We start from the raw sequence: 16,593 nt of genomic DNA on the forward strand, positions 1-16,593 counted from the left end.
ACAAGTAAATGAATCCGCCAACTGGCGAATGGACATTAAAAAACAAATTATATACATATGAAAAGATACTTATTTCTAGTATGGCTAGCGGGCCAATGTTTGTCTGCTTGCTCCACAAAGATCGATTACAATGCATCGGGCAGTTTCGAAGCCGATGAAGTCATCGTCTCTGCCCAGCAAAGTGGCGAACTCTTGCGCTTTGCATTGAATGAGGGCGATGTGCTCAAGGCGGGAGATACCCTTGGACAGATAGATGTGACCATCCCCAGTCTCCAAAAACAACAGGCAGAGGCTACCATAGCAGCACTGCGAGAAAAAACCAACACGTCAGACGCACAGGTAGCGGTAGTGCGAAAGCAATTGGCCGTGCAGCAGGCATTGCTGGCGCAGCAGCAAAGAGAACGTTTCCGTACGGAAAATCTGGTAAAGGCCGATGCGGCCACCAGCAAGCAGCTCGATGACGCAGATGCAGGTATCGAGCAGTTGGAGAAGGAAATAGTGGCTACCAAGGAACAGATAAACCTCTACGAATCCAACACGGAGACCTATAACCGTGGGGTGTTGAGCGAACGAACACCTTTGGAAGTGACCGCTAAACAGTTTCAGGAACAGATGGATCGCGGTCGTATCATAAATCCAGTAAACGGCACTGTGCTAAGCAAGTATGCCTTCAAGGGAGAGATGGCCACGATGGGTAAACCGCTCTATAAAATAGCCAATACCGATACCTTAAGCTTGCGTGCCTATACTACCGGTGATGAGTTGTCCAGTATTAAATTGGGACAACAAGTTACCGTGCGCATTGACCAAGGAGACAAGGCCTATAAAAACTATACAGGGACTATTGCTTGGATATCGGACAAGGCCGAGTTTACGCCAAAAACAATTCAGACCAAAAAGGAAAGGGCCAATTTGGTGTACGCCATTAAGGTGCGGGTGAAGAACGACGGTTATCTCAAGATAGGCATGTACGGTGAGGTACTATGGGGTGAAAATGATGCAAAATGATGGAAAAGATAGCCGTTAGCCTAAATCATATTACCAAGACCTATGATAAAGGGAAGGTTTTGGCGGTAGACGACGTATCGCTGCAAGTGAAGCAAGGAGAACTTTTTGGGCTCATTGGGCCGGACGGGGCGGGAAAGACTTCTATTTTCCGGATTTTGACGACCCTATTGCTCGCAAATGGGGGGACAGCCAATGTGGCCGGATATGATTTGGTGAAGGACTTTCGGGAGATTCGTAACAGGGTAGGCTATATGCCCGGTAAGTTTTCGCTGTATCAGGATTTGACCATACAGGAAAACCTGGATTTCTTCGCCAATGTCTTCGGTACTAGCATGGCGCAAAACTACGAGCTTATCCAGGATATCTATGATCAGATAAAGCCTTTTAAGGACAGACGGGCCGGAAAGCTTTCGGGAGGAATGAAACAAAAATTGGCGCTTTGCTGCGCACTGATCCATAAGCCCGAGGTACTGCTTTTGGATGAGCCAACTACAGGTGTGGATGTGGTATCGAGAAAGGAATTCTGGGATATGCTGAAAAGGCTGAAACAGCAGGGAATCACCATATTGGTGTCTACGCCCTATATGGATGAGGCCAAGCTATGTGAGCGTATAGCCCTCATGCAGCAGGGCAGGCTGATGTCGGTCAATACACCCGACAATATCGTCAAGGATTTTCCTGCCAAGCTCTATGCCGTCAAGTCAAAAAACGTGTACGCTTTGCTCATAGACCTGAGACAATTGGCAGAGGTGCAAAGTTGCTATGCCTTTGGCGAGTTTCTTCACGTTACGCTGAAGAGCGACAAGGTGGATGGAGAGGACTGGTTACGGCATGTGGCAGAGCGCAAGGGTCATGAGCAGGTGCTAGTAAAATTGATAGAACCAAGCATTGAAGATAGCTTCATTCGATTGATGAACGAGGAGGAATAGTCGAACCATAGAAACACGGACATGGCAGAAAAAGTAATTATATGCAAAGATTTGACCAAACAATTTGGTGACTTCTATGCAGTGAACCAGATATCCTTCGAGGTGGCAAAAGGTGAGATCTTTGGTTTTTTGGGTGCTAATGGAGCTGGTAAGACAACGGCCATGCGCATCTTATGTGGATTGTCTTATCCCACTTCTGGGGAGGCCATCGTAGCAGGATTTGATGTGTATAGGCAACAAGAAGATATCAAGCGTCATATCGGTTACATGAGCCAAAAGTTCTCTTTATATGAGAACCTCACCGTGTTGGAGAACATCGAATTTTTTGGAGGGGTCTATGGCGTTTCCAGAAAGGAAATAAAGGAAAGAAGCGATTTGCTAGTAAAGGATTTGGGACTGGAGCGGGAGGCAAAGAAACTAGTGTCCGATTTGCCATTGGGCTGGAAGCAGAAACTGGCATTTTCGACCGCTATTTTCCATCGGCCAAAGATCGTGTTTCTTGACGAGCCTACTGGCGGTGTAGACCCGCTGACACGCAGGCAGTTTTGGGATATGATCTATGAGGCGGCATCGTCCGGGATTACCGTTTTCGTTACGACGCATTACATGGACGAGGCCGAATACTGCGATCGGGTATCGGTCATGGTTGACGGTCGCGTGGAGGCACTTGATACCCCAAACAAGCTAAAGGAAACATATGGTGCCGATGACATGGACGGGGTATTTTATCGATTGGCCATGGGCGCTAAGCGTACTGGTGACTAAATTGCATACGCATGAAACAATTATTCATATTTATCAGAAAGGAATTTTACCACGTATTCCGTGATAAGCGCACGTTGCTCATTATGTTTGGCCTACCGGTAGTACAGATCGTGCTGTTTGGCTTTGCGCTTAACAATGAGGTGAAAAATGTGGAGTTGCTGATTGTCGATAAGGCACAGGATGCACTGTCGGGCCAACTGACCGATAAAATAAGGGCTTCTGCTTATTTCATCGTAGAAGAAGACCCCGGAATGGCCTATACGGCTATTGAAGCCAAGCTAAAAAAAGGCAATACCAAAAGCGCGCTGATTATCCCAGCAAACTTTTCGGACGACCTGAAACATGGAGGAAGTGCACAGGTACAGATTATTGCCGATGGTTCCGATCCTAATGTTGCAAAGACGATTGTCAACTACCTGAGTAGGATCATTGGCGATTTCCAAAAACAAGTATTCGCTACACCAAGCATCATGCCTTATACCATAGTGCCCGAGATGCGCATGCTCTACAATGAGGAGGGCAATGGTTCCCTCAATTTTATCCCGGGAGTGATGGCTTTGATATTGATGATTGTCTGCACCGCCTTGACTTCTGTATCTGTCGTGAAAGAAAAAGAAATGGGAACGATGGAGGTTCTATTGGTATCGCCCTTCAAACCTATCATGGTGCTAATAGCCAAAGCAGTACCTTATTTGCTCCTGTCTATTGCCAATTTTACCTTGATATTGCTCCTCACGGTTTTCTTGTTGGATATCGCGATAAAGGGTAGTATACTGCTCCTGTTTCTCGAAAGTACGCTTTTCATCATTACCTGTTTATCGCTGGGACTGTTGATTTCCAATGTGACCGCTTCACAGCAAACGGCTTTGCTGATTTGCCTGATGGCGATGATGTTGCCCACCATTATTTTCACGGGATTTATCATGCCATTGGAAAATATGCCCAAGCCTTTTCAGGTCATCTCCAATATTGTTCCTTCCCGATGGTATTTCCTCATCGTCAAATCCGTCATGCTCAAAGGGCTCGGCTTCCAGTCCGTCTGGAAGGAGACATTGGTGTTGTTTGGGATGGCTATTTCCCTGTTGTTCATCGCGCTTAAGAACTTTAAAATCAGATTGCAATGAAAGTGTTGAGATTTATTTTGCAGAAAGAATTTAGGCAGATATTTCGTGATAAGACCATTCTGGCCATGATGCTGGTAATGCCTACCATGCAGCTCATTGTCTTGCCACTTGCGATGAACTTTGAGGTTAAGCATGTGCAGCTGGCCGTGGTAGACCATGACCATAGTAGCTATTCCCAACAACTGATTTCCAAGATTGGTGCCTCTGGGTTTTTCAGGATAGTAAGTATGGAGGATTCCTTTCTGGGGGCATTATTCTATCTGGAGAAGGAAAGGGCCGATCTCGTGCTCGAAATTCCACTGGGTTTTGAACGCAACTTGGTGCGAGAAGGACATGAAAAAGTAGCTATTTCGGTAGATGCTGTCAATGCAGCAAAGGCAGGGATAGGCGGGAATTATTTAAATACAGTCATAGCCGATTTCAATGCCAATTTGGAGATTAACCAAAAGGCAATCATCGCTGCATCATCACCGCAGGATCAGATTGATATCACCTATGCCAATTGGTTCAATCCGCGGGCCGAGTATAGGTACAATGTGGTGCCAGCGGTATTGGTTTTATTGCTCACCTTAATAGGCGGTTTCATGACCGCGCTCAATATTGTCAGGGAAAAAGAAGTGGGTACCATAGAGCAAATCAACGTAACCCCCATCCAGAAATGGCAATTTATTTTGGGCAAGCTTATTCCATTTTGGATCATCGGTATGGTGGTTTTCACACTTGGGTTATTGATCTCATGGTTGGTATACGGCATTGTGGCTCAGGGGAGCCTGCTTTTGCTTTATAGCTTCGCTGCGGTGTATATGGTCGCGGTTTTGGGATTCGGTCTGTTGGTTTCCACGTACAGTGAAAATCAGGTGCAGGCTATGTTCATTGCTTTCTTTTTCATGATGATTTTTATCCTCATGAGCGGCTTTTTTACGTCTACGGATAGCATGCCCCCATGGTCCAAGGTTATTTCCAATTTGACCCCTGTGACCCATTTTATTCGTGTAGACCGAATGATCATCTTAAAAGGGAGCGGCTTTGATGATGTGAAATATGAATTTCTGTACCTTATCTGTTTTGCCATCGTACTGAACGGTTGGGCTATATGGAATTATAGGAAGACAAATTAAAATTTTATATTTACGTCACTTTTATTTATTAACGGAGTTTTTCACGTCAAATTAAATAGCGATGTCCTATTCATTATACTTGCCCAATAAGGATAAAAATTCAAACAAGGATATGATTGTGCTGGCCGCCGATATAGGGGGCACGAAAACCAGCCTAGGTTTGTTTAAGATGAACGGATCCGCGCTTTCTTTGCTGCGCGAAGCTACCTTCCCATCAAAGGCGCACGCTACGTTTAATGAAATTGTGAAGAAGTTCTTACTGGCTCAAGAGATATTACAACAGCCTACCATTCTGTCCATAGGTGTTGCTGGCCCTGTTCTGGACAACAAGGTGAAACTAACGAATTTGGACTGGGAGTTGGACGGCGAACTGCTGCAACAAGATTTGGGAATTGGCAATGTGGTTATCATAAACGATTTGGAAGCTACGGCCTATGGTTTGGCGGGACTCCATGAAGAAGATATCGCTACCATATTTGACAAGGAACAATTAGTACAGGGAAATATGGCCATATTGGCTCCAGGCACCGGATTGGGAGAGGCGGGCATGTTTTGGGATGGTAGTGCATTCCGACCTTTTGCCACGGAGGGTGGGCATAGTGATTTTGCTCCCAGAACCGATATTGACCAAGAACTTCAAGCCTATCTCAAGCAAAGCACAGGCATCGTGAATTGGGAGTATGTGGTATCTGGCCCGGGCATCTTCCGGATATACAGCTTTCTTCGCGATGCTAAGGGATACAAGGAACCTGCTTGGCTCAAAGAGAACTTCAAAAATGAGAGCAATCCTACTGCAGTGGTCACGCATACAGCCATGCGGGAGTTGGATGCGACCTGCATACTGGCCATGGACCTGTTTGTAAGCTATATGGCACGTGAGGCTACCAGTCTGGCATTGAAGTTAAAGGCCACTGGAGGACTTTTGCTGGGCGGCGGCATACCGCCAAGGATATACCCGCTTTTGCGTAAGGAGCTATTTCGCGAGCAATTTATCCAAAATGAGCGAATGACGGAACTGTTGCAGGAAATACCTATTAAGGTGATATTGAACAGCAAGGCAGCACTTATTGGTGCGGCCTATTATGGTGCTTTTGGTGATTACTAGCTTCCTGTTATTACCCGAATGAGTGGCCGATTATTATGCTGCCACCTTCTGCGATAAATTGATCTTTCAAAATCTCAAAATTGGTTGAATCGATCGGTTTCGTGGCGTTTTGTACGATGGCTGCTTTGAAACCTAGCTGAAGCGCATCTTGTGCCGTATAATACACGCAATAATCGGCCGCCAAACCACAGACGTGCACTTCTTCTACTGCCATCCCTTGCAGGTATGACCCCAGTCCCGTATTCTTTACATGTCCATTGTCGAAGAATCCACTGTAGCTGTCTATTGTTTTGTCCATGCCTTTGCGGAATAGGGCAGCGATGGGTCTTTGGTCAAGCTGATCGGATAGATCGGCTCCTTTTGTTCCCTGTATGCAGTGGTCTGGCCATAGCGTTTGTGGCAGGCCATTTAGTTCAATTTGATCAAATACTTTGCCTCCAACATGATTGGAGGCAAAGCTTTCGTGCTCCTGCGGATGCCAGTCTTGGGTGGCTACTACCAGATCATAATGAGCCATCAGGTCGTTGATGATAGGGATAATGGCATCACCTTCATTTACGGCCAGTGCCCCGCCAGGGAGAAAATCGTATTGCATGTCTACCACAATGAGCGCTTTCATAGCCATAAAGGTGACAAATATATTTTTCCTGTGCAATAGCAGAAAAAACACTGACTACACTTTGTAGAACTGTTCCCAACCTTTGACGGGTGGCGGTCCCACCAAGAGGGCATTTGCAAAGCTGTTGTTGACCACTTCCTTTTTCACAGGATCGAAATCGAACCGAGCATTTAGTCGCTGCGCGATGACGCCCAGACAAAAGACCTGGCTCAGAGGTGCCGAAATTTCAAATGGGGACCTCGTTTTTTCCTCGCCTTTGCAAGCTTTGAGGAAGTTTTCGAAATGGTTGGACGGGGAGGTTGGCACTTCGGGAAGCTTCCCTGCCATATCCTCTGCTTTGTCCTCGGGAATGATCTGCAAGGTGCTACCGTGCGAACCGCCCTTGAAGGTGAGGTTTTTCGAGTAGATGATCTTTCCGGGATTGAGTTTTGCCGGTTCAATCTCGCCGGTACTCGGTGGGGGAATATTGGGATCGAGTCCCGAGACGCCATATCCGTTCGGGATTGGCGGTAGGTTGTCCAGTCCGTCGTACCAATTGATCTCTACTGCTGGCATGCTTCTACGCTTAGGGAAGTGGAACTTCAATGTCGAAGACATCGGGAAGAAAAAGGAATTGTGGCCTTCCAGAAATAAGGCCTCGACTTTGGTCGGCAAGCCCAGGGCTAAAAATTCGTGCGCAGTATCGAGTATATGTGCTCCCCAATCGCCCAATGCGCCCATGCCGAAGTCGAACCAGCAGCGCCATTGTCCATTCACGAAATCCTTGTTGTAGTTGTGCCCCCACGTCTGCATTTGCCATATTTCCCAATCCAACGTCGCCGGAGTCGGTTCCTGTGGAGGAAAATTCTTGATATTGGGATCCCAGCCGTGCCACCTCCTAGCCAGGTTCATATGCGCATCGATGCGTGTCACGTTTTTTATGATTCCGGCTTCATGCCAGGACTTGAACTGAAAATAGTTGGCCTCGGAATGCCCTTGGTTTCCCATCTGCGTCACCACCGTCGGGAATTTCCTTGCCTTTTGCATCAAGAGCTCGTTCTCAAAAAAAGTTCGAGCCAGTGGTTTTTCGACGTACACATGCTTGCCGAGGTCCATCGCCATCATGGCCACCGCAAAATGGGCAAAATCCGGGGTGGCTATGGACACGGCATCGATCTGGTTGCCCATCGTGTCGAACAGCTTCCGAAAATCCTGAAAACGCGGCACATCGGGAAACATTTTTTGGATTTCTAGGGTCTGCTTTGCACCCATATCTACATCGCACAGGGCAACGATGTTGCATAGCCCGGTCTTGTACAGTTCTTTGATAATCTCTGCTGCACGGTTGCCGATGCCCACGCAGGCAAGGTTTACCCGTTCGTTCGGCTTTGCCAGGCTCACCTTGCCTAGCACACTGTTCGACAATAACATCGCTCCTCCGGCCATTGCCGTCTTGGCAATGAAACTGCGGCGTGATAAATAATGGTTCATATAGTTCATATGGTTCTGTATAGGGTGAAGGATAAACTATTTTGTCTTCTTGACCTTGATGCTTCGGAAAGAGACCTCGTCACCATGGTCTTGCAAGAGGATATGGCCTGTTTTTGCTTCGCCAAAATTGTCCCAATCCTTGTATTTGCTGAGTGCGACCAAGTCACGGAATTCTTTGGAGCCGCGCTCATAACTAAGCATTTTGATGCCGTTGAGGTAATGGGTGACTTTGTTGTCTGCAGTGACGACAATGCGCCCCCTGTTCCATTCCCCTATTGGACGGCGCGCCCGCTCGTCCCTGTTGGATGTAATCAGGTCGTACAGCGAACCCAATGTACGGTTGCCGTCCCGTCCCATCTTGGCATCGGGGTGTAGCGCATCGTCCAGTACCTGAAATTCCAGGCCGATGGCCGATCCTACTGTCTTCTCCTTCAGCGTCACAAAATATTTTACGCCGCTATTAGCACCGGGCGTCAGCTTGAACTCAAACGACAGATCGAAAACAGCATACTGATCACGGGTGATGATGTCCCCGCCATTGGTGGACTCTCCTCCGTCCGACTTCAATACGGTGATCTTGCCGTCACTGACTTTCCAGCCTTTGGCGGGAAAGTCATCACTGTGGACGCTTCGCCACTGTTCCATATGCTGCCCATCGAATAGTAGGGCATATCCCGCGTTCTTTTCCACCGTGCTTAAGTCGTTGGGCTTGAGGTTGACAATGTATGTGTCTTTGGGGAAAGCCTTGGATTTGAGCCCCTCGGTCTGTATACGTATATTTTTGAAATACACTTTCTTTCCCTGCAAGGCATCGGAGACGCTGTGTACCTGCAGGCCGATAATCCCGCTAGCGTCTACCGTATCGATCACGAAAGCCGTGGGCACGCCGTTTATCCAACTGCGCAATTCGTCTCCGATGGCTTCGATACGAACGTGGTTATATTCGCCTGCTTTGTAAGCGCTTTTTGCTTTTTCGTTCAGATCCAATGGGTAAAGCCAGCCCCTGCGTGCCTCGTCGTACACACCGCCGGTCCAGGCACGTGCCGTGGGATCGATCTCGATCTGCCGCCCGTATAGCACGCCTTTCCCACCGTTGGCCGAAGCATCGAAGTGGCTCCTGGTCTGTATGCCCGAATTGGTCTGGTCGCCTTCCAGTTTCACTTCGAGCTCCAGGATGAAGTCGCCGTACTCCTGTTCCGTCACCAGGAACGAATTGGGCGTGCCCTTCGTCATCGTGCCTACAATGGCATCGCCCTCTACGGTATAAGGTGCATTTCCTCCTACGACTTTCCAGCCTGCCAACGTCTTGCCGTCGAATAGGTCTTTCCAGCCTTTTTTGCTGTTGGAAGTCTGGGCTTGCGCACCGTGTAACAAGCATAACAGCAGCATACCACATGCAGGAAACACTTTGTAAAAAAAGGTCAATGTTTTTCTTGTGTTCATCATTGGGTTTATTTTTGGGATTTATGTCTATATCTATTCTCTTTAATCATCTCGAAGCCAAAAAAACCGTCTGTGGGCTTAGACCGTCTATCCACATCCAAAATCAGCAGCCGTCTTGCTCAGGCCTTCGGCATCTTATACCCGTTATGGTAAGCCGCCATCAAGTAGCTGTTTGCTTTCTTGTCGGTGAATTTCCTGCCGGCGTTATCCCAAAACAACTTCTTTCCTGTCCTGTATGCGATGTTTCCCATCTGTGAAAGGATTGCGATACGGGCCCCTGCTTCGATCGGCGCGTTCAGTAGGCCGCCATCTTTTTGGCGTATCGCGTCCACGAAGTTTTGCATGTGCCTTTCTAATCCGTTGTCGGTTGCCGGTTGCAGTGGGATAGCCTCCATCTGATCCTTTTCGGGAATGACCTCCCAACCGCTTCTGTTCAACACGAGTGTTCCGTTATTGCCGATAAAGGCAATGCCGTGATTTCTGCCATAAGGCCCTTGGCCTATTTCAATGGCGTGTTCCCACTGAATATAGAAATCGTCAAATTCATATACTGCCGTCATCGTGTCAGGAGTCTCGGCCGCGCCATCCGGATTGGCAAAGTTCCCTCCAGTAGCCATGACCGATCTCGGAACGGTGGCTTTCATTCCAAGCATGGCATAATCCAACAAGTGCACGCCCCAGTCGGTCATCAGTCCTCCGGCATAATCCCAAAACCACCTGAACTCAAAATGGAAACGGTTTCTATTAAATGGTCTGGTCGGTGCGGGTCCTAGCCACTTGTCGTAATGTACGCCGGCGGGAATCGCCTCGTCTGGCTTTTGTACGATGTTTTTTTTCCAATCTACATAAGACCAGGCTTTGACGAGCCGTACTTTGCCCAGTTTTCCCGAATGAACAAAATCTATGGCATCTCGAAAATGCTGCTGGCTGCGTTGCCACTGCCCCACCTGCACGATGCTGTTATGACGACGTACGGCCGCTACCATCGCTTCACATTCGCGGATGGAATTCCCTATCGGTTTCTCCACATAGAGGTGCTTCCCGGCACTCACGGCATCGATCATCTGGAGGCAATGCCAATGATCCGGTGTCGCGACAATGACCGCATCGACCACGTCGTCATGGAGCATCGCTTTATAGTCGATGTACGATTTGGCGTTGATGCCTCTTTGGACTAATTCGTCCAGACGTTTTTGAAGAACGTTTTCGTCGACATCGCATAATGCGGTACAGACGACCCTATCATCCTTTAGCAAAGCGTTCAAATCAGACCATCCCATGCCGTTTACGCCTATGAGGCCTACCCGGATCTTTGCATCTACCGACGCAAATGCGTTGGCACGCGAACAGACCGTGGAAACGGCAAGAAAAGTAGAAGCTTTCAGGAAATCTTTTCTATTCATGAAATAATCCGTTTTTTTGAATTCTCGACAATTTGCGTTCTTTTTGTATTGGTTTTTAATGGTTATATGTATCAGATTAACTGTCTACTTTTAATTTTATTGTTGTATTTTTCTTTTTGGTCTTGTTTTTCTCCGGCGAATGGGGCATGCCCGCTTACCTTATCGCTATTGAGGTTTGACCGTAGGGCCATGTATAACCAGTTGGCCATTGGGCAGAATTTCCATCTTGTCCAAAAAGACCATCCTTTCATTGCCTGTTCGGTCGGTTCGTGCATGGTAAACACACCACACCTTTCCGTCTCTGTCTTTCAATATGCTGTTATGCCCGGTACCCGAAACGACGCCACCTTCGTGTTTGTTTTTTTGCAAGACGGGATTAGCGACGGACTTCTCAAACGGACCTAATGGGTCGCTCGATGTGGCATAGCCAACGGCATAGTTCTCGCCGGCAAAATGGTTGGCCGAGTACATCATGTAATACAACCCATCGTGCTTAAAGAGATACGATCCCTCTGTCCATCGCCTGTTGACCTCTCCCGAGGTAACCGACCGGCTTTCCCATTCGGCCTGCTTGTCGTCCATAGATAGAGGTGGACGAAGGAGCAACTGCGGCTCACCGATAACGGACGAAAAATCGCTGGCCAACTCTACGCCATAGACCCAACTTTCTTCGATCTCGTCGTATAGCCCTTTCTTGCGTGCCCAGTCTGCTATTTCGGATTCCACCGGATTTTTGTAGCAACACCTGGAATAGTATAAGTACAGTTTGTCATCCTCGCCAAAATACACATTTGCATCGATAATCGGATAACCTGGGTCAAAAAGGGGCGTTCCAGTCATGTCAATAAACGGGCCTGTAGGACTATCGGAGACTGCAACACCAATCCGGTAGTTCTCCAGTTCATTGTTGGGATTTTCTTTCCAATGCGCACTGTAGAACATATAGTATTTTCCTTCCCTTTTGTACACTTCAGGCGCCCAAAAATCTTTCGTTCCCCAAGCTTTCTCTTGCTTGGACGTGTACACTGTACCTTGAGGCTCCCATTTCCTCAGATCGTCCGAAACATAGGCCATAAATCCGTTTTCGATTCCACCTGTACCGTACATATAGTAACGATCGGTATCCTCGTCGTACAAAATGAAAGGGTCACCAAAGGCCACATCTAAGGGATTGTGGGAAAGCTCAGCCCGTTCACCTGAACAGCCAAATAGACTAAATCCTAACCATATTACTAAAAAAAACCATCTATTCATCAGCTATCTTAATAATTAAAAAACAGGAACTGCTTGTACTATGGGTATGAATCATCGCTATATCTTTGGTGAACATTTTGAATATTCTGCGTTTTGTTTATAATTGTACCTGATGCTGATTATGAACCGACGCAAAAGCTAAAATTAGCATAACAGGTTTTTCTCCACTAATCGGTAAGAACAAAGATGGAGATTATTACTTGCAAAAAATTGTCGTTTTTATTCAAAATAAACCCAAATCGTATCAGCTATGAGAATCACGAGGTTTTTGTTACAAACAGCAGGTGTCTTATACTTCACATTTCTGTGCTTTAGGACGCATCGGGCGGTCGCGCAGACATACTATTTCAACCATTATCAAGTTGAAAATGGTCTTTCCAACAATTCCGTGCTCTGCAGTGCACAAGACAAAAATGGTTTTATGTGGTTCGGAACCCGTGATGGACTCAATCGGTTCGACGGATACAATTTCAGGCATTTCTATGCTGATACTGAAAGCGACCATGGGTTAGGCAGTAACTTCATCCATAGTATTGCAGTCAGCAAGGACAACCAGATCTGGATAGGTACCGATCAAGGCGTCTATATATTCGATCCTAGAAAAGAACGCTTTACGACCTTGGAAGGTCTCTATGACCGGGAGATTCTCCAAATTGAAGAAGATGCCTCGGGCAACATATGGCTTATTGCTAACCACGAACTTTTTTATTATGATACGGGCAGTAAGCAGCTTCAAAAGAAAACCAACAGCGATTGGTACCACGTGTCGCATTTTTGCTTTGATAGGGATGGGGACGTTTGGGTCGGCGCGCGTAACAACTTGATTTGCCTGACAAAAAATATCGTCCACCCCCTCCCGATCGACTCCTCCATTACTATGGAGATCAAAAAACTGTACGTAGATCATAACAATGATATTTGGATAGGGACGTCAAAAGAAGGATTGTTCAAGTACGAAGCCAAGCTGCAACATATCGACCAGATTATTGCCAATCCGCTTCCCCATGTACCCTTGTACATACGCGATGTGATGGAGGTAGACGACAGGTCTATTTGGATCGCCTCAGAAGGGGGGCTATTTATTTATGACACACAGACAAAGGACTACCGCCTCTTACGACATGAAAAAGACAATCCCTGGAGCATAACAGACAATGCGATCTATACCATCTCCAAGGATCATCAAGAGGGTATTTGGATTGGCACATATTTTGGCGGGGTGCATTATTATCATCCGCAACACACCTATTTTGAGAAGATATTCCCACGATCTAAGCCCAATTCGATCCGCGGATATGTCATCCGTGAAATGGTTGAAGACCGCCACCACAATCTCTGGATAGGTACAGAAGACCAAGGGCTTACGTTCTGGAATCCGCGCGAAAATAGCTTTGAGACGTTGGGTCAAAGCAACCATTTGGCGCACAGTAATATACATGGTATGGCTGTCAGTGGAGACAGCCTTTTTGTCGGTACGTTCCATCAGGGTATGGACGTCATCGATATCCGTACCCACAGGGTGGTTAAACACTTCGATGTCAGAAACACCAATGGTGCCCTTGGTGATAATTTCGTGTTCTCAATTTACCGTACGCGCGCCGGCCGTATCCTTTTGGCCACTTCACGCGGGGCATACGAGTTTTTTCCCGGACAAGACCGCTTTCAGCCCATAGCACATCTACAAAAACATATCTTCTACACCTCGATTTACGAAGATAGGGTAGGAAACATCTGGCTATCGACTTGGCGGGACGGCGCCATCAGGCTTTCTCCCCAGACTGGTGACCTCCTTCGTTTTGCGCATGAGGCCCAGGACAAACAATCGCTCAATAGTAACCGCGTCAATCGTGTATTCCAGAATTCAAAAGGTGAAATATGGATCGCAACCGAAAACGGGATAGCCATATGGAACGAAAAAACGAATAAATTTCGCAGGATCACTAAGGAGGACGGCCTTCCCAGCAACCTGATCCTTGGCTTTGAGGAAGACGATGACCAAAATCTCTGGATCAGCACCTCACGTGGATTGGTCAAAATGAACACCCGCAGGTATAGCATCGAAGTGTTCGACACGGAATTGGGGCTTTTAGGCCTACAGTTCAACTATAATTCGGCCTTTAAGGATACTCAAGGCTATCTTTACTTCGGTTCGTCTCGCGGCCTGATCCGTTTCAATCCGCAACTCATGACCGACCGTTATAAGACCAACCCGGAAACGCCTATCTACATCACCGGTATACAAACCCATCAACGCGAATTGACAATTGGAGGCACGGATGGACATCTCCAACAATCTGTCATCTATACGGATCAAATCGTATTGAACCACGATGAATCGACGATCAGCATCGATTTTGCCGCATTGAATTTTGTGGCAGCCAAGTCTACCTCCTATCTTTACAGGCTGCTTGGCCTTGATACCGCATGGACTTTTTTGCGAAGCAACGGGAAAGCTCATTTTACCAAAGTCCCTCCAGGGAATTACACCTTTCAGGTCATGGCCGCTGATGCCAATGGCACCCCTATTTCGCAAAGCAGGTCACTCCATATCCGTATTAAACCGCCGCTGTGGGCCAGCACGCCGGCGTACGCTACGTACTTGTTCTTGGCACTATGTATAATATGCTATGTTGTATATCTATATGATCGCCGCATCAAAGAGAAGAATAGAAGACGGCTTGAAATCATCAAAAGCCATAAAGAACAGGAACTTTATAAGGCCAAGATGGATTTTTTCATGCGCATTACCCATGACATCAAGACACCTCTGACGCTGATAAAAGGCCCTTTGGAAAGGATCATCCATGGAGCCCCAAAAGAAAAAACGGACAAATGGTTGCATACTATCCATCAAAACACGGAAAAGCTGCTTACGCTGACGGACAACCTTCTGGACTTTAGAAAAATCGAGAGCAATCAATTTTCGCTACGGCTCCAGCCACATAGAATCAGCAAACTGCTACAATTATGCCTTCAAGAGTTCTCGCCGCTGATAGAAAGTAAAAAACTCATTCTCCAGACGGATCTGGACGAAGTAGAAGCGGATATAGATATCGAGACCATCTACAAGATACTGACCAACCTCTTGTCCAATGCAATTAAATATGCCGACCAAACGGTGCAGGTGACCCTAAAGGAAGATCTGGGCAATCAGACCTTCCGCGTTGAAGTAAAAAACGATGGTGTCCGACTTACCGAAGAAGATATCCAACAGATATTCAAACCCTTTCAACGGGCCTCTTCGCATTTTAGAATCAAGGGGTCGGGACTGGGCCTGGCCTTGGCCCATTCTTTTGCAACATTGCATGGAGGTTCACTCCTGTACGTTGACAACTCAGAAAATTTGAATATATTTGTTTTAGAAATACCATTATAGATCTTATGAAGACTGATTTTTTTTCCGAGAAATCGACGATTCTTTTGGCAGATGACCATCAGGAGATCCTCGACTTTATTGCGGACGATTTGGAAGAACAGTATGAGATCATACAAACCTCGAACGGAAAAGAGGCATTAGACTATTTGCAGGTAAATGATGTAGACCTGATTGTTAGTGACGTTATGATGCCCGTAATGGACGGTTACGAATTTTGCACCAAAATCAAGGAAGATATATACTTCAGCCATATTCCTTTCATCATGCTTACAGCCAAGAACAGCCTGCAATCAAAAATTGAGGGCCTGGAGTACGGTGCCGACGCCTACATCGAAAAACCTTTCTCTCCGCACTTTCTGCAGGCACAGATTGCCAGCTTGCTGCGCAATAGGAAGCATGTGCATGAGCATTACCAAAACACACCTTCTGCCCCTCTGGATAGTATCGCACACAACAAGTCCGACCAAGTTTTCTTAAAAAAGCTAAACAGATTGATCCTCGAAAACATTTCCGAACCATCTTTGTGCGTTGATATGTTGGCGGAGCACATGTACATGAGCCGGCCTACGCTCTACCGCAAGATCAAGGTGCTCTCGGATCTGTCGCCCAACGAGCTGATCAATGTCACGCGGTTGAAATGCGCAGCACAGCTCCTATTGGAAGGCGAATACAGGATCTATGAGATTGCCCATAAGCTTGGATTCAGTACCCCCTCACATTTTACCAGAAATTTCCAGAAACGATTCGGTATGAGCCCCAAAGAGTACGTGGCGGGCAGGCAATAGCAATAGTGTGTTGGGTCGCTATAACGAAAAATCTTTTACGCCGAGCGATTTGGGCTAGGTTTCTCTAATCAATGACCACAGATTGTTTCGAAAAAAAACAAAACCAACACATTCTCAGACTAATGGCTTATAAGTGCATCCTGCCCTCGGTTTGTCCTTAACGTTGATACGAATTAACAATTTATTGAGACGAA

The 16,593-nt window shown here is 46.9% G+C and carries 13 protein-coding genes; 8 read left to right on the forward strand and 5 right to left on the reverse strand.

The window, feature by feature from the left end:
• Positions 1-57 precede the first annotated feature (57 nt).
• The 6 genes from A37S_RS0105190 (at position 58) to glk (ending at position 6,049) form a co-directional block, all read left to right on the forward strand.
• On the forward strand, positions 58-1,008 hold the full coding sequence (locus A37S_RS0105190; RefSeq protein WP_028296059.1) for an HlyD family secretion protein: 951 nt from the start codon (positions 58-60) through the stop codon (positions 1,006-1,008).
• Positions 1,005-1,937, forward strand: coding sequence for an ABC transporter ATP-binding protein (locus tag A37S_RS0105195; RefSeq protein ID WP_245586312.1), 933 nt, complete (start codon positions 1,005-1,007; stop codon positions 1,935-1,937). Before A37S_RS0105190 ends, A37S_RS0105195 begins: the two co-directional genes overlap by 4 nt.
• Positions 1,938-1,958: 21 nt before the next feature.
• Positions 1,959-2,702 (forward strand): ABC transporter ATP-binding protein, encoded by a 744-nt coding sequence (locus A37S_RS0105200; RefSeq protein ID WP_028296061.1) that lies wholly within the window; start codon positions 1,959-1,961, stop codon positions 2,700-2,702.
• An 11-nt stretch (positions 2,703-2,713) separates the two neighbouring features.
• Complete coding sequence (locus A37S_RS0105205) at positions 2,714-3,826, forward strand: ABC transporter permease (RefSeq protein ID WP_028296062.1); 1,113 nt, start codon at positions 2,714-2,716, stop codon at positions 3,824-3,826.
• On the forward strand, positions 3,823-4,944 hold the full coding sequence (locus A37S_RS0105210) for an ABC transporter permease (RefSeq protein ID WP_028296063.1): 1,122 nt from the start codon (positions 3,823-3,825) through the stop codon (positions 4,942-4,944). The genes A37S_RS0105205 and A37S_RS0105210 overlap by 4 nt, the downstream gene beginning before the upstream one ends.
• A gap of 61 nt (positions 4,945-5,005) precedes the next feature.
• Positions 5,006-6,049 (forward strand): glucokinase, encoded by a 1,044-nt coding sequence (gene glk, locus A37S_RS0105215; RefSeq protein WP_028296064.1) that lies wholly within the window; start codon positions 5,006-5,008, stop codon positions 6,047-6,049.
• 10 nt (positions 6,050-6,059) lie between these two features.
• Here glk and pncA read toward each other — a convergent pair whose 3' ends face one another.
• The 5 genes from pncA to A37S_RS0105240 all read right to left on the reverse strand — a co-directional run bounded on the left by pncA (position 6,060) and on the right by A37S_RS0105240 (position 12,238).
• Positions 6,060-6,668 (reverse strand): bifunctional nicotinamidase/pyrazinamidase, encoded by a 609-nt coding sequence (pncA, locus tag A37S_RS0105220; RefSeq protein WP_028296065.1) that lies wholly within the window; start codon positions 6,666-6,668, stop codon positions 6,060-6,062.
• 54 nt (positions 6,669-6,722) lie between these two features.
• Positions 6,723-8,147 (reverse strand): Gfo/Idh/MocA family oxidoreductase, encoded by a 1,425-nt coding sequence (locus A37S_RS0105225; protein ID WP_342663584.1) that lies wholly within the window; start codon positions 8,145-8,147, stop codon positions 6,723-6,725.
• Between the two features lie 27 nt (positions 8,148-8,174).
• Positions 8,175-9,584: a 3-keto-disaccharide hydrolase gene (locus A37S_RS23695; protein ID WP_342663585.1), complete on the reverse strand. Its 1,410-nt coding sequence runs from the start codon at positions 9,582-9,584 to the stop codon at positions 8,175-8,177.
• A 116-nt stretch (positions 9,585-9,700) separates the two neighbouring features.
• The gene (locus tag A37S_RS0105235; RefSeq protein ID WP_028296067.1) at positions 9,701-10,984 is read right to left on the reverse strand and encodes a Gfo/Idh/MocA family protein; all 1,284 of its coding nucleotides are present in this window, start codon (positions 10,982-10,984) and stop codon (positions 9,701-9,703) included.
• A 165-nt stretch (positions 10,985-11,149) separates the two neighbouring features.
• On the reverse strand, positions 11,150-12,238 hold the full coding sequence (locus A37S_RS0105240; RefSeq protein WP_051292745.1) for a glycoside hydrolase family 43 protein: 1,089 nt from the start codon (positions 12,236-12,238) through the stop codon (positions 11,150-11,152).
• 250 nt (positions 12,239-12,488) lie between these two features.
• On the opposite strand from A37S_RS0105240, the gene A37S_RS0105245 reads away from it, so the two are divergent.
• Entirely contained in the window at positions 12,489-15,614 is a 3,126-nt protein-coding gene (locus A37S_RS0105245; RefSeq protein WP_028296069.1) for a ligand-binding sensor domain-containing protein, read from the forward strand.
• A 5-nt stretch (positions 15,615-15,619) separates the two neighbouring features.
• Positions 15,620-16,399, forward strand: coding sequence for a response regulator transcription factor (locus A37S_RS0105250; protein WP_028296070.1), 780 nt, complete (start codon positions 15,620-15,622; stop codon positions 16,397-16,399).
• Positions 16,400-16,593: the final 194 nt, after the last annotated feature.

The sequence above is a fragment of the Olivibacter sitiensis DSM 17696 genome, assembly GCF_000427965.1.
Taxonomy (GTDB): Bacteria; Bacteroidota; Bacteroidia; order Sphingobacteriales; family Sphingobacteriaceae; genus Olivibacter; species Olivibacter sitiensis.

Coding starts and splice junctions, on each gene's coding strand:
- A37S_RS0105190 (WP_028296059.1), top strand. CDS start 58: ATGAAAAGATACTTATTTCTAGTATGGCTAGCGGGCCAATGTTTGTCT.
- A37S_RS0105195 (WP_245586312.1), top strand. CDS start 1,005: ATGATGGAAAAGATAGCCGTTAGCCTAAATCATATTACCAAGACCTAT.
- A37S_RS0105200 (WP_028296061.1), top strand. CDS start 1,959: ATGGCAGAAAAAGTAATTATATGCAAAGATTTGACCAAACAATTTGGT.
- A37S_RS0105205 (WP_028296062.1), top strand. CDS start 2,714: ATGAAACAATTATTCATATTTATCAGAAAGGAATTTTACCACGTATTC.
- A37S_RS0105210 (WP_028296063.1), top strand. CDS start 3,823: ATGAAAGTGTTGAGATTTATTTTGCAGAAAGAATTTAGGCAGATATTT.
- glk (WP_028296064.1), top strand. CDS start 5,006: ATGTCCTATTCATTATACTTGCCCAATAAGGATAAAAATTCAAACAAG.
- pncA (WP_028296065.1), bottom strand. CDS start 6,668: ATGAAAGCGCTCATTGTGGTAGACATGCAATACGATTTTCTCCCTGGC.
- A37S_RS0105225 (WP_342663584.1), bottom strand. CDS start 8,147: ATGAACTATATGAACCATTATTTATCACGCCGCAGTTTCATTGCCAAG.
- A37S_RS23695 (WP_342663585.1), bottom strand. CDS start 9,584: ATGATGAACACAAGAAAAACATTGACCTTTTTTTACAAAGTGTTTCCT.
- A37S_RS0105235 (WP_028296067.1), bottom strand. CDS start 10,984: ATGAATAGAAAAGATTTCCTGAAAGCTTCTACTTTTCTTGCCGTTTCC.
- A37S_RS0105240 (WP_051292745.1), bottom strand. CDS start 12,238: ATGAATAGATGGTTTTTTTTAGTAATATGGTTAGGATTTAGTCTATTT.
- A37S_RS0105245 (WP_028296069.1), top strand. CDS start 12,489: ATGAGAATCACGAGGTTTTTGTTACAAACAGCAGGTGTCTTATACTTC.
- A37S_RS0105250 (WP_028296070.1), top strand. CDS start 15,620: ATGAAGACTGATTTTTTTTCCGAGAAATCGACGATTCTTTTGGCAGAT.